12 protein-coding genes are annotated in these 13,509 nt (G+C 67.5%); 7 read left to right on the forward strand and 5 right to left on the reverse strand.

The window, feature by feature from the left end; translation table 11 throughout:
* Positions 1 to 108: 108 nt before the first annotated feature.
* Complete coding sequence (locus tag ASF34_RS19685) at positions 109 to 2,898, forward strand: [protein-PII] uridylyltransferase (RefSeq protein WP_056163794.1); 2,790 nt, start codon at positions 109 to 111, stop codon at positions 2,896 to 2,898.
* A gap of 247 nt (positions 2,899 to 3,145) precedes the next feature.
* Positions 3,146 to 3,742, forward strand: a complete 597-nt coding sequence (grpE, locus tag ASF34_RS19690; protein ID WP_056163797.1) for a nucleotide exchange factor GrpE — start codon at positions 3,146 to 3,148, stop codon at positions 3,740 to 3,742.
* Positions 3,743 to 3,805: 63 nt separating this feature from the next.
* Here the strand turns inward: grpE and ASF34_RS19695 are convergent, their stop codons facing one another.
* The 5 genes from ASF34_RS19695 to ASF34_RS19715 all read right to left on the reverse strand — a co-directional run bounded on the left by ASF34_RS19695 (position 3,806) and on the right by ASF34_RS19715 (position 8,126).
* Positions 3,806 to 4,777 carry a hypothetical protein gene (locus ASF34_RS19695; protein WP_056163800.1) on the reverse strand — a complete coding sequence of 324 codons (972 nt, stop codon included), beginning with the start codon at positions 4,775 to 4,777 and terminating at the stop codon, positions 3,806 to 3,808.
* Between the two features lie 269 nt (positions 4,778 to 5,046).
* Positions 5,047 to 5,685 (reverse strand): 2,3-bisphosphoglycerate-dependent phosphoglycerate mutase, encoded by a 639-nt coding sequence (locus ASF34_RS19700; protein WP_018045802.1) that lies wholly within the window; start codon positions 5,683 to 5,685, stop codon positions 5,047 to 5,049.
* Positions 5,686 to 5,790: 105 nt separating this feature from the next.
* Positions 5,791 to 6,588, reverse strand: coding sequence for a 4-hydroxy-tetrahydrodipicolinate reductase (gene dapB / locus ASF34_RS19705; RefSeq protein WP_056163803.1), 798 nt, complete (start codon positions 6,586 to 6,588; stop codon positions 5,791 to 5,793).
* Positions 6,589 to 6,672: 84 nt separating this feature from the next.
* Positions 6,673 to 7,359: a MarC family protein gene (locus tag ASF34_RS19710; RefSeq protein WP_026176268.1), complete on the reverse strand. Its 687-nt coding sequence runs from the start codon at positions 7,357 to 7,359 to the stop codon at positions 6,673 to 6,675.
* Positions 7,360 to 7,391: 32 nt separating this feature from the next.
* Positions 7,392 to 8,126 (reverse strand): class I SAM-dependent methyltransferase, encoded by a 735-nt coding sequence (locus tag ASF34_RS19715; protein WP_018045799.1) that lies wholly within the window; start codon positions 8,124 to 8,126, stop codon positions 7,392 to 7,394.
* A gap of 186 nt (positions 8,127 to 8,312) precedes the next feature.
* On the opposite strand from ASF34_RS19715, the gene gloB reads away from it, so the two are divergent.
* From gloB to sucD, 5 genes are all read left to right on the forward strand, one after another.
* Positions 8,313 to 9,092: a hydroxyacylglutathione hydrolase gene (gene gloB, locus ASF34_RS19720; protein ID WP_018045798.1), complete on the forward strand. Its 780-nt coding sequence runs from the start codon at positions 8,313 to 8,315 to the stop codon at positions 9,090 to 9,092.
* A 169-nt stretch (positions 9,093 to 9,261) separates the two neighbouring features.
* Entirely contained in the window at positions 9,262 to 9,912 is a 651-nt protein-coding gene (locus tag ASF34_RS19725; RefSeq protein ID WP_244475858.1) for a TetR family transcriptional regulator, read from the forward strand.
* A gap of 290 nt (positions 9,913 to 10,202) precedes the next feature.
* Positions 10,203 to 11,165 (forward strand): malate dehydrogenase, encoded by a 963-nt coding sequence (gene mdh / locus ASF34_RS19730; protein WP_018045796.1) that lies wholly within the window; start codon positions 10,203 to 10,205, stop codon positions 11,163 to 11,165.
* A gap of 114 nt (positions 11,166 to 11,279) precedes the next feature.
* On the forward strand, positions 11,280 to 12,476 hold the full coding sequence (gene sucC / locus ASF34_RS19735) for an ADP-forming succinate--CoA ligase subunit beta (RefSeq protein WP_018045795.1): 1,197 nt from the start codon (positions 11,280 to 11,282) through the stop codon (positions 12,474 to 12,476).
* A gap of 8 nt (positions 12,477 to 12,484) precedes the next feature.
* Positions 12,485 to 13,369 (forward strand): succinate--CoA ligase subunit alpha, encoded by an 885-nt coding sequence (gene sucD, locus ASF34_RS19740; RefSeq protein WP_056163806.1) that lies wholly within the window; start codon positions 12,485 to 12,487, stop codon positions 13,367 to 13,369.
* The last annotated feature ends 140 nt before the right edge of the window (positions 13,370 to 13,509 follow it).

The following is a 13,509-nucleotide window of genomic DNA, read 5'->3' on the forward strand; positions in this document are numbered from 1 at the left end:
GAATTTTCCGGCAGAGAGAACGATATCCTACGGATTGCCTATCACATCTACGCAGCTGCCTAGCGTTGTCTCTGGTGTCCCTCCGGGAACATGATAACGGGTTTGCGCATGTTCGACGCCGCCGACGCCCTCAAGACGGTCCTCACCACTCTCGACCGCGACGTGCGCGAGGCGACGCAGCTGCGCGCGCTTCTCGTTCCGGAGCTTCGGCGCATCATCGAGCTCGGCCATGCCGATGCCGAAGCCCGGTTGATGGAGGAGCGCGACGGCACCGCCTGCGCCCAGCGGATCAGCAACCTCACCGATGCGGTGATCCGCACGATCCACGATGCGGTGGTGTGGCGGCTCTACCCCAACGACAATCCCTCCACCGGCGAACAGCTCGCCGTGGTGGCCACCGGCGGCTACGGTCGCGGGACGATGGCGCCGGGGTCGGACATCGATCTCCTCTTCCTGCTGCCCTACAAGCAGACCGCCTGGTCCGAGAGCGTCGTCGAGGCGATGCTCTACGTGCTGTGGGACCTCAAGCTGAAGGTCGGCCACGCCACGCGCTCGGTGGAGGAGTGCCTGCGCGAGGGGCGGGCCGACATGACGATCCGCACCTCGCTCCTCGAGGCGCGCTACCTCTTCGGCGCGAGGGCGCTGTACGAGGAGCTGGTGACCCGGTTCGACACCGAACTCGTTATGTGGACGGCGCCGGAATTCGTCGAGGCCAAGCTACGCGAGCGTGACACCCGCGTCACGAAGGCGGGCGCCTCGCGCTACCTCGTCGAGCCCAACGTCAAGGACGGGAAGGGCGGCCTGCGCGACCTCAACACCCTGTTCTGGATCGCGAAATACACCTACCGCGTCCGTGACCAGAGCGAACTCGTCCCCGCCGGCCTGTTCACGCCGGAGGAGTACCGGGTGTTCGAGCGCTGCGAGGAGCTGCTCTGGCGCGTCCGCTGCCACATGCATTTCGTCACCGGCCGGTCCGAGGAGCGCCTGTCCTTCGGCCTGCAGCCGAGGATCGCCGAGCGGTTCGGCTACGAGCCTCGCGGCGGCCTGTCCGGCGTCGAGCGCTTCATGAAGGCGTATTTCCTGATCGCCAAGGAAGTGGGCGATCTCACCGCCATTGTCTGTGCGGCGCTGGAGGCCCGCCACGCCAAGCGCACCCCGGTCCTCGACCGCTGGATCGGCCGCTTCCGCGATCGCTTCCGCGCCACCGCCATCGAAGCGGAGGATTTCATCGACGATCACGGCCGGATCAACCTGCGCACGGCGGATGCGTTCTCGCGCGATCCCGTGAACCTGATCCGCCTGTTCTGGCTCGCCGACCGCCACAACCTGCCGATCCATCCGGATGCGACGCGGGCCGCCACCCGTTCGCTCCGGCTCATCGGGCATTCCCTGCGCTCGGACACGGAAGCCAATGGGCTCTTCCTCGACGTGCTGACGTCGAAGAACTCACCGGAGACGATCCTGCGGCTGATGAACGAGGTCGGCGTGCTCGGCCGGTTCATCCCCGATTTCGGCCGCATCGTCGCGCTGATGCAGTTCAACATGTACCACCACTATACGGTGGACGAGCATCTGCTGCGGTCCGTCGGCGTCCTGGCGGCCATCGATTCCGGCACGGTCTCCGAGGACCACCCCATCGCCACGCGGCTCATCGACACGATCAGCCACCGGCGCGCCCTCTACGTCGCGGTGCTCCTGCACGACATCGCCAAGGGGCGCCCGGAAGACCATTCCATCGCCGGCGCGGCCATCGCCGAGAAGATCGGCCCGCGCTTCGGCCTCACCCAGACCGAGACCGAGATCGTGGCTTGGCTGGTGGAGCACCACCTGTTGATGTCGATGACGGCCCAGAGCCGCGACCTCTCCGACCCGAAGACGATCCAGAAGTTCGCCTGCGTGGTGCAGACCATGGAGCGGCTGAAGCTCCTGATGATCCTCACCGTCGCGGACATCAAGGCGGTGGGACCGGGCGTGTGGACCGCCTGGAAGGGGACGCTGCTGCGGACCCTCTACGACGAGACCGAGGTGCTCCTGTCGGGCGGTCATTCCGAGATCGCCCGGACCGATCGGGTCCGCCTCATCCAGATGGGGCTGCGCGAGCAGCTGGCGGATTGGGATCCGGCCTTCTTCGACGCCTATTCCGCCCGGCACAACCAGGCTTACTGGCTGAAGGTCGACGCCGTCCGCCAGTTCAAGAATGCGGGGTTCGTGCGCGGTGTCATGGAAGACGGGCGCACCGTCGCCACCGTCTACGAGACCGATCCGACCCGGGGCGTGACCGAGATCACGATCTACTCGCCCGACCACCCGCGCCTTCTCGCCATCGTCACCGGGGCCTGCGCGGCGCTCGGCGGCAACATCGTCGACGCGCAGATCTTCACCACCACCGACGGCTTCGCCCTCGACTCGATCTTCATCTCCCGCGCCTTCGAGCGGGACGACGACGAACTGCGCCGCGCCAAGCGCATCACCACGGCGATCGAGCGGGCGCTGAGGGGCGAGATCCGCATCGCCGATCTCGTGGCGGACCGGCACCCGCCGAGCAATCGCTCCAACACCTTCCTGATCCCTCCGGACATGGCGATCGACAACGCCCTGTCGAGCCGGGAGACCGTGGTGGAGATCACCGGCCTCGACCGGCCGGGCCTGCTCTACGAGCTGACCACCGCCCTCGGGCGCCTGAGCCTCAACATCACGTCGGCCCATGTGGCGACCTTCGGCGAGCGGGCGGTGGACGTCTTCTACGTCACCGACCTCACCGGGACCCGCGTCACCCAGCCCGACCGGCAGGCCGCGATCCGCAACGCGGTGATGGAGATCTTCGCCAGCGACGTTGCCGCTTTGAGGGCGGAGGGGCTGGAAGCACTGGTGGAGTCCCCGCCTCCGCGGGAAGCCTGAGCCCCCTGCAGACCTGAATCTCGCGGGGGGCTGAGGCGGAGAAGGGGGGTGGGACGGCGCTCGGCTTGATTTCATCCCGCGCGCGTCTGATATCAGCTGCGATCCCGGAGCATGGTGCCGAACCCCGTCGAGCGGGTTCTCGGCGCCGTGGCCCGGCCCCATTCCGATCGACCGCGTGCCGACGGTCTCCGGCGAACGAGACCGGCGACTGGCGCGGGGCGAGCAACCTTGCGATCGACGAAGAGCGATGATGGCGAACGACATGGAGCATGACGGGCAGCGCGCCGAGACGGCGCCGGAGACCGACGTGAAGCCCGAGGCGCGCACGGAGGACAACGCCGTCGCCTTGGCGAGCCTGATCACCGAGCGCGACGAGCTGAAGGATCGCGTCCTGCGCACCTTGGCCGAAATGGAGAACCTGCGCCGGCGCACCGAGCGCGAGGTCGCCGATGCGCGGACCTATGCGGTCACGAATTTCGCGCGCGACATGCTGAACGCGGCCGACAACATCCGTCGTGCGCTGGAGAGCGTGCCGGCGGAGGCCGCCTCCACCGCCGAGGGTCCGCTCAAGGCGCTGATCGACGGGATCGAGCTCACCGAGCGCGATCTCGCCAAGACCCTGGAGCGGCACGGGGTGAAGCTCATCGAGCCCCAGGGCCAGCGCTTCGATCCCAACCGGCATCAGGCGATGTTCGAAGTCCCCAATGCCGAGGTTCCGAACGGGACGGTGGTGCAGGTGATGCAGTCCGGCTACGTCATCGGCGACCGGGTCCTGCGCCCGGCCCTCGTGGGTGTCGCCAAGGGCGGACCCAAGGCGGCGGCCAATCCTGCGGATGCCGCCTGAGGCATCCGCCCGAACGAATGGCCTCGTCCCGGATGATGCGTCCGCGACGAGGCGACGAGGCCGTTACTTCACCTCGACGCTGTCGATGACCTCCCGGAACTTCGACAGCATGGCGCTGCGCTGGTCGGCCCGCACCACGCCGAGCGCGCGGAGGTAGCCGTCCGGCGCGAAGCGGATGGTCTGGGACACCACCACCGGCGTGTTCGAAGGGCCGTCGACCGCGCGGGCGACGATCTCGTGCCAGTCGACGCCGTTCTGGCGGTAGGTCTGCGAACGCTCCACCGCGAAATCCTTCATCGTCTGGTTCGAATAGAGCGCGGCGCGGGCGAAGGCATCGCGCTGTTCCGGCTGCGGCGGCTGCTGGACGGCCTGGGCCAGGACCAGGATGGGCTGTTCGAGATTCAGCATCTGGTCCTTCGGGCCTTGCGTCATCAGGACCGAATTGCCCGCGAGCACCCGGACGGGCCGGAACCCGGCCGACTCGCGGATGCGGAACGGCAGGGCCGCGACCTGCTCGTCCAGGGTCAGTTCCGGCCGGATCTTCACGCTGGTCAGCATGTTCCGCATGGTTTCTGGCGTCTCGGCATCCGGCACGGTCTGGGCGATGATGATGCCCGTGACCGTGGTGTCGCCGACGAGCAGGAGCCATTTCTTGATGGCCGGGGTGGCCGCGCCCTCAGGCGCTGGCTGCTCTCCGGTGAAGAGCACGGCGTCCACGTCGCCCGCCACCTTGATGGCCTCGCGCGTCGCGACGACGAACCCCTGCGTGCGCAGGTTCTCGTCCGTGAAGCTCTTCTCCAAGTCGACGAAGGCCGTCGGCGGCAGCTCGACGATGGAGAGCGTCGCGCCGCCTTCCAGCCGCTCGAAGCCGGAGAACCGCTTGGACAGCGCCATGTCCGATGCGGGCGAGAAGCCGAAGCGCGAACTCGATGGGAAGACCGTATCGGCGGCCCGAGCCACGGAGATGGCGCCCGACGAGAGCCCGGCGATCAGGGCCAGTGCCACGACCGGACGGACGAGATTGCGCAGACGCATCGGATGGATTCTCCGGGGCGGAGCCGATGATCGCGACTCCGGGTCAGGTGTTCGGACGCGAGACGTCTCCGGTCAAGGCGAAGCGCTCGCGCGGCCTTCGTGAGGAAGGCTCGCTCGACGATGGGTCGGCCCACACCTCTCCACTGTCAAGCGTCCCGGGAGGGCGGCGGCGAGCCCGTGGCGCCGCACCGCCCGGCCGAGCCCGTCCGCCTTGCCGCCTTCAAGGACACAGGCTTTCGACCGGCGGAGGGGGGCACCGCGATATGCCGTCAGGCGTCGTGGTCGATGTCCCGCTCGAGGACGGCCTTGCTCTCCACCGTGGTGTCGGCCTTGAGCTGGTAGACGAGCGGGATGCCGGTGGCGATCTCGAGGCTGGCGATGGTCTTCGTGGTCATTCCGTCGAGCACCATCACGAGCGCGCGCAGCGAATTGCCGTGGGCGGCCACCAGGACGCGCTCGCCGGCCATCACGCGCGGCAGGATCGTCTGGATGTAATAGGGCAGCACACGCGCCGCAGTGTCCTTCAGGCTTTCCCCGCCGGGGGGCGGAATGTCGTAGGACCGGCGCCACTGGTGGACCTGGGCGTCGCCCCAGCGCTCACGGGCATCGTCCTTGTTGAGGCCCGACAGGTCGCCATAATCGCGCTCGTTGAGCGCCTCGGACCGGACCGTCTCGATGCCGCCCTGGCCCATCTCCTCCAGGATCAGCGCGCAGGTATGCTGCGCCCGCTGCAGGTTGGAGGTGAAGGCGACGTCGAACGCATAGCCCTGCTGCTTCAGCCAGCGGCCGGCGGTCCTGGCCTCGGTGATGCCGAGCTCGGTGAGTTGCGGATCGCGCCAGCCGGTGAAAAGCTTCTTGAGGTTCCATTCGCTCTGGCCGTGGCGAGCGAGGACGAGCAGGCGCTCCATCGGACGTCCATCCTATTTCTCGGTGAATGGTGCGACGCAACAGAATCTGCGCCTGCGGGGCTGGTGTACCGGCCGACCTGAACAGTCAATGACCGGGCGCTCGTATCAGAGCCCGAGGACGTCGGCCATGCCATAGAGGCCCGGAGGTTTGTCATGGGCCCACAACGCCGCCCGCACGGCGCCACGGGCGAAGATCGCGCGGTCCTCGGCATGGTGGCTGATGGTGATGCGCTCGCCGGGGCCGGCGAAGGTCACGCTGTGGTCGCCCACCACCGTGCCGCCGCGCAGGGTGGCAAAGCCGATATCGCCGGGGCGCCGCGCGCCGGTATGGCCGTCACGGGTGGAGACACGGGTCTCGGCGAGGCTGACGCCGCGCCCCTCAGCGGCCGCCTCCCCGAGGAGGAGCGCCGTGCCGGAGGGCGCGTCCACCTTCATGCGGTGATGCATCTCGAGGATTTCGATGTCGAAATCCTCGCCCAAAGCCGCGGCGACCTTGCGGACCAGCCCGGCGAGCAGGTTCACGCCCAACGACATGTTGCCCGAACGCACGATGCGGGCATGGTGCGCCGCCGCAATGAGCTTGGCGATGTCCGCTTCGGCGAGGCCGGTGGTGCCGACGACGTGGACGATGCGGGCCTGGGCGGCGAGTTCGGCAAAGAACGTCGTGGCCGCCGGCGTGGTGAAGTCGAGGACGCCGTCGGTGGCGGCAAAGACTGTGAGCGGATCGTCGGTGACGGTGACACCGAGGGGCGGCAGGCCGGCCAGCGCCCCCGCATCCTGGCCGAGGGCCGGCGAACCCTCGCGCGCGATGACGCCGCTCAGGGTGCATCCCTCGGCTTCCGCCACCGCCCGGATCAGCATCCGCCCCATGCGCCCCCCGGCGCCAACCACTGCGAGCCGCATCCTGTCGCCCTTCCTCGAAACGTCGCGCCTGCGGTACAGCCTCGGCCGGCCTATGCCAAGGCGAGGGGGATGAGGGGTGAAAGCTCAGTGTCTCGTGGCGAGGATCGGTCCAAGCACGTCGCCGACGCCGTTCACGGTGATCTGAGTGCCGATGCAAAGCAGCAGGAAGGCGAAGAGCCGGCCGAGGACCCGCGCTCCCACCGGGCCGATGGCCGTCACCACCCTGTCGGCCGAGCCGTAGGTGAATCTCACCAGGATCGCGATGGCGAGGGCCGCCAGCGACATGCCGAGATAGAAGCCGATGCGGTCGGGGCCGGGAGCGGGCCGGTTCGACCCCAGGGCGATCGCTACCGCGATGGTGCCGGGGCCGGTGGTGAAGGGCAGGGTCAGGGGGAAGAACGCCACGTCGGCGACGCTGTCGGTGGTGTCATGGGTCGCCTCGGCATGTTTCCGGGCCTCGCGGACCTCGGGTGCGCTCAGCAGCGTCCAGGCTGAGGCCGCGACCACGAGGCCGCCGGCGATCCGCAGCGCACCCAGGGACACCCCGAAGAAGTTCAGGATCGGCGCCCCCGCCCATAGAGCCGCGAGCATGATCAAGGCGGAGTAGAAGCCGATGCGCTTGGCGATCTCCACCCGCTCCTGATGCGAGTTCTGAGCGGTGATCTGTGAGAAGATCAGCGCCGAGCCCACCGGGTTGACGATCGAGAACAGGCTGGAGAAGGCGAAGACGAAGCTGTGGAGCGCCGCCTCCGGGTCGATGAGGCTGAACATGGAAGCGAATGCCTTGAAGCGGGTGTTCGGGTTCAACCCGGAGAAGGGGTGGGAACGAGGACCCTCGCCGGAGCGAAGCGGGCGGCCCGTTGCACCTGACGGACCGCCACCGGACGGTAGAGCTGCTTCGTGGCGTCGATGACGTGGAGGCCTGCGAAGGGGAGGGAGAGGCCGGTGCCGACCTTCTCCCAGGCGCCGGCCGTCCTCAGCCAGAGCCGGCTGTTCACCGGAGGCATGTAGAGGGCCTCGGCCCATCCTTCCGGCGAGAACTGGGTGGTCCGCATCAGCCGTCCGAGCTGGGAGCGGCTGTAGGGCTGGCCGTGGCCGAACGGCGTCGTATCGCGGCGGGCCCAGACTCCGCGCCGATTGGGCACGACGAGGATCATCCGCCCGCCGGGCGTCAGCACCCGCCAGACGTCCTGCAGCAATTCGGTGGGGCTCTCCACCGATTCGAGGGCGTGGACCAGGATCACCCTGTCCACCGCCGCTTCCGGCAGGGGCATCATGGTCGGGTCGGCGAGGGCCGAGCAGGATCGTCCGCCGCCGGGCCAGTTCACGACGCCCTGGGTCGCCGGCATGAAGGCGAGGGTGCGCTCGGCGATCACGTGGACCGGCCCGAGATAGGGCGTCGCATAGCCGAGGCCTAGAACCCTCAGGCCGGAGACCGAGCCGAGGAACCCATGGATCGCCCGCCCGACGATGCGATGGGTCACACCGCCCAGCGGACTGGCATAGAAGGCGCGCAGATCGGTCACGTCGAGGCGCATGGGGCGGCTTGCTCCGGCGCGGCCGGACGTTGTCGAGGTTGCAGGGTTCTTTGACGCAGGGTCGGAATCGGATCAATGGGGACGAGACCGCTCGCCCACAAGCCGGCATGCCGCGTCAGGGCGGAACTCCGCCCTGACGCGTCGGTTTCTGCCTCAGGACAGCAGCGCCACAGACAGGAACGCCTCGTGACCGTCTCCCGCCCCGAGATCCGCACCTTCCTCTGCCGCAGCGACAATATCGGCGTTCTGATCCGCGACCCCGCGACGGGCGCCTGCGCCGCCATCGACGTGCCCGAGGCGGCTCCCGTGCTGAAGGCCCTCGACGAGACGGGCTGGACGCTCACGGACATCCTCGTGACCCACCGGCATCTCGACCATGTGGAGGGGATCCCGGAGGTGAAGCGGCGCACGGGCGCGAGGGTGACCGCCCCGCGCAAGGCAGGCCCGCACGTGCCGGAGGTGGACGTCTCCGTCGCCGAGGGGGATCTCGTCCGGGTGGGTGACCTCGAGGCCGAGGTCTGGGAGACGCCGGGCCACTGCCTCGACCACGTCACCTACTGGTTCGCCGAGGCGGGGGTCGTCTGCGCCGGCGATACCCTGTTCACCCTGGGCTGCGGACGGGTGGTGGAGGGCACGCCCGAATCGCTGTGGCGGTCGCTGCAGCGGTTTCTTCCTCTGCCGGACGACACCCTGGTCTTCAGCGGCCACGATTACGTACTCGCCAACGCCCGTTTCGCCCTGGCCGCCGATCCCGACAACCAGCCGTTGAAGGATCGCATGGCTCAGGCGGAGGAGGCCAAGGCCGCGGGCCGTTTCTTGATCCCGACGACCATGAAACACGAGCGCGCGACCAATCCATTCCTCCGTTCCACGGAGCCCGATTTGGCTAAAGCAGTGAATCTTGCTCCTAATTCACCATCGGAGGTAGTGTTCACTGCATTAAGGGCCTGGAAGAACAGCTTCTGACCGGCTATGGCCCTCTGGCTGTCTCGGACTCAGCGAGACAAGCGGGGACGACGCCGACTCCGGATACGGCCCGCCCTCCTTATCAGCGCCGGCTGGAGTATCGATGGAGACGGCAGGTACGTCCTTTGTGGTCGGCTATGATTCGGCCGGCAGCGATGATGCTTCACCCATGATGGGTCTTCGTCCGCCCGACAGGTCCAAGGCTCGAATTGGCCGGACCAGCCCCGCACCGCTCTCGGTGGATGCGCGCCTCCTCGCGATTGCGACGGAACATCTGGCGCGCCTGGGGCACAAACGGGTGACGGTCGTGGCCGTGGCCGCCGAAGCGGGCATGACCCATGCCAACGTCTACCGATATTTTCCTTCCAAGGACGCCCTGCTCGATGCCGTCGCGGGGCGCTGGCTCCGGGATGTGGAGGCGGAACTCGCCCGCATCGCCGATGCGCCCGATCCGGCCGACGACAAGATCGAACGCCTGCTGATGGCCCTGGCGAGCGCCCAGCGCGAGGTGCTGGCGCGGGAGCCTCACCTGTTCGCGGTCCATCTCGACGCGACGGTGGCGGCACGGCCCATCGCCCGGCGTCATCGGGTGCGCCTGCGCAGCCTGGTCGAACGGGTGGTGGAGGAGGGGATCGCGGCGGGCGCCTTCGTCGCCAGGGACCGCGAACGGGCGATCGCCTACATCTTCGACGCGAGCTACCGGTTCACCCATCCGCTGGCGATGCAGCACGATTCCGACCTGCCCGTCGACCTGATTCAGGCACGCTTCGGCGCCGTGATCCAGGCCATCCAGAAAGTGCTACGGATGGGCGCACTTTAGGCGAAGTGACAATTATCTCAGCCTGTCACCGAAGCTTTGCCGTCGAACCGGCGGGAGCTTCGGCTGCCTAAATCCTTCGACCAACAGGATTTTATCACAACCACCTTCTTTCGGCCCGATCCGCCTCTGGCCCGAACTCTGCTTGGCGCCGACCACGTCGGGTTGAAGCATGGGGACTTTTCCGCCACACCGTCGCGGCGAAATCAACGTGCGATCGCGACCTCGACAATGAGCCCGTCCGTTCGGACGGAGCATCGCGGATCGGCACCGATACTGGAGGTTCGTTTTCCATGGCACGCAGCAAGATCGCGCTTATCGGCGCCGGGCAGATCGGCGGAACCCTCGCGCATCTGGCGGGCCTGAAGGAACTCGGCGACGTCGTCCTGTTCGACATCGTCGACGGCGTTCCCCAGGGCAAATCCCTCGACATCGCGGAATCCGCTCCGGTCGACGGGTTCGATGCCACCTATACGGGCGCCAGCGATTATTCGGCCATTGCCGGGGCCGACGTGGTGATCGTCACGGCCGGCGTGCCGCGCAAGCCCGGCATGAGCCGCGACGACCTGATCGGCATCAACCTCAAAGTGATGGAAGCCGTCGGTACCGGCATCAAGGAGCACGCTCCGGACGCGTTCGTGATCTGCATCACCAATCCGCTCGACGCCATGGTCTGGGCCCTGCAGAAGTTCTCCGGCCTGCCCACCAACAAGGTCGTCGGCATGGCCGGCGTGCTCGATTCGGCGCGGTTCCGCCACTTCCTGGCCGACGAGTTCAAGGTCTCGGTGGAGGATGTCACCGCCTTCGTGCTTGGCGGCCACGGCGACGACATGGTGCCGCTGGTTCGCTACTCCACCGTGGCCGGCGTGCCGCTGCCGGACCTCGTCAAGCTCGGCTGGACGACCCAGGAGAAGCTCGACGCCATGGTCGAGCGGACCCGCAAGGGCGGCGGCGAGATCGTGAACCTGCTCAAGACCGGTTCGGCGTTCTACGCCCCGGCCGCCTCCGCCATCGCCATGGCCGAGAGCTACCTGCGCGACAAGCGTCGGGTGCTTCCCTGCGCCGCCTATCTCAGCGGCGAGTACGGCATCGACGGCATGTATGTCGGCGTCCCGATCGTGATCGGTGCCGGCGGTGTCGAGCGCGTCCTCGAGGTGGAATTCAACGCCGACGAGAAGGCCATGTTCGACAAGTCGGTGGGCGCCGTGAAGACCCTGATCGAAGCCTGCAAGACCGTGAACCCGGCGCTGGCCTGAAATCTCACAAGAAGCGTCGCGCGCCGGCGGGTTTCCCGTCGGCGTGAACGAGGCCGGTGTGTCGTGTCTTCCAATCCCGCGCGTTGCCGCGGGACGAGGCGAGGAAATGTCCTAATGAACATCCATGAATATCAGGCGAAGGCGGTGCTCAAGGAGTTCGGCCTGCCCGTCTCCCGCGGCGTGCCGATCTTCAAGCCGGAAGAGGCCGAGGCAGCCGCCAAGGAGCTGGGCGGTCCGGTCTGGGTGGTGAAGTCGCAGATCCATGCAGGTGGACGTGGCAAGGGCACCTTCAAGGGCGCGCCCGCCGGTGCCAAGGGTGGCGTGCGCGTCACCAAGTCCATCGACGAGGTCAAGCAGTTTGCCGGCGAAATGCTGGGCCAGACGCTGGTCACGATCCAGACCGGCGAGGCCGGCAAGCAGGTCAACCGCCTCTACATCGAGGAAGGCGCGCAGATCGCCGCCGAGTTCTACCTGTCGATGCTCGTCGACCGCGAGACCGGACGGGTCGCCTTCGTCGTCTCCACGGAAGGCGGCATGGATATCGAGACCGTGGCGCACGACACGCCCGAGAAGATCATCACCTTCTCGGTCGATCCTGCCACCGGGATCATGCCGCATCACGGCCGGGCCGTCGCCAAGGCTCTCGGCCTCACCGGCGCGCAGGCCAAGGAAGCCGGCGACCTCACCACCAAGCTCTACGCGGCGTTCACCGCCAAGGACATGAGCATGCTGGAGATCAACCCGCTGGTGCTCACCGGCGACGGCCATCTCAAATGCCTGGACGCCAAGATCTCGTTTGATTCGAACGCGCTGTACCGTCATCCGGACATCGTGGCGCTCCGCGACGAGACCGAGGAGGACGCCAAGGAGATCGAGGCGTCGAAATACGACCTCGCCTATATCGCGCTGGATGGCACCATCGGCTGCATGGTCAATGGCGCGGGCCTGGCCATGGCGACGCTGGACATCATCAAGCTCTACGGTGAGGAGCCGGCGAACTTCCTCGATGTCGGCGGCGGCGCGAGCGAGGAGAAGGTGACGGCGGCGTTCAAGATCATCACCGCCGATCCGCAGGTGAAGGGCATCCTCGTCAACATCTTCGGCGGGATCATGAAGTGCGACGTGATCGCCAACGGCGTGATCGCCGCGGTGAAGACGGTGGGCCTCGAAGTACCCCTGGTGGTGCGTCTGGAGGGCACCAACGTCGAGAAGGGCAAGGAGATCATCCGGAATTCCGGCCTCAACGTGATCCCCGCCGACGACCTCGACGATGCCGCGCAGAAGATCGTCGCCGCCGTGAAGAAGGGCTGAGAGTACCCATGTCCATCCTGATCGACGCGAACACCAAGGTCATCTGCCAGGGCTTCACCGGCAAGAACGGGACCTTCCATTCCGAGCAGGCCATCGCCTACGGCACCAAGATGGTCGGAGGCACCTCCCCGGGTAAGGGCGGCGCGAGCCATCTCGGCCTCCCGGTCTTCGACACCGTGGCCGAGGCACGCGAGGCCACCGGTGCCGATGCTTCCGTCGTCTACGTGCCACCGCCCGGTGCCGCCGATGCCATCTGCGAGGCAATTCAGGCGGAAATCCCCCTCATCGTCTGCATCACCGAGGGGATTCCGGTCCTCGACATGGTGCGGGTGAAGCGCTCCCTCGAAGGCTCGAAGTCGCGCCTCATCGGGCCGAACTGCCCCGGCGTGGTCACGGCCGGCGAGTGCAAGATCGGCATCATGCCCGCCAACATCTTCAAGCCGGGCTCGGTGGGCATCGTCTCGCGCTCCGGCACGTTGACCTACGAGGCCGTGTTCCAGACCACGAATGCCGGTCTCGGCCAGACCACGGCGGTCGGCATCGGCGGCGATCCGGTGAAGGGCACCGAGTTCATCTCGATGCTCGAACTGTTCCTGGCCGACGACAAGACCGAATCGATCGTCATGATCGGCGAGATCGGCGGCTCGGCCGAGGAAGAGGCGGCGCAGTTCATCGCCGACGAGGCCAAGCGCGGCCGTCGCAAGCCGATGGTCGGCTTCATCGCCGGGCGCACGGCCCCTCCGGGCCGCCGCATGGGCCATGCCGGTGCCATCATCTCCGGCGGCAAGGGCGGCGCCGAGGACAAAATCGCGGCGATGGAAGCCGCCGGCATCCGAGTTTCGCCCTCGCCGGCACGCCTCGGCAGCACCCTCGTCGACGTCCTCAAGGGTTGAGGCTGAGGGGAATCTGTCACTTGTGTTGCGGTGCAAAATCGTCCCGCAGCCTCTATCTAAGAAGCGACGCGGCCTGAGCGCCGCGTCGACTCGGACATCCCCATCGAAGCGCCCGTCGGCGCCACGGGGGGGAGCAGGGG

Origin of the sequence: Methylobacterium sp. Leaf106, assembly GCF_001422895.1 — a bacterium.
Taxonomy (GTDB): Bacteria; Pseudomonadota; Alphaproteobacteria; order Rhizobiales; family Beijerinckiaceae; genus Methylobacterium; species Methylobacterium bullatum.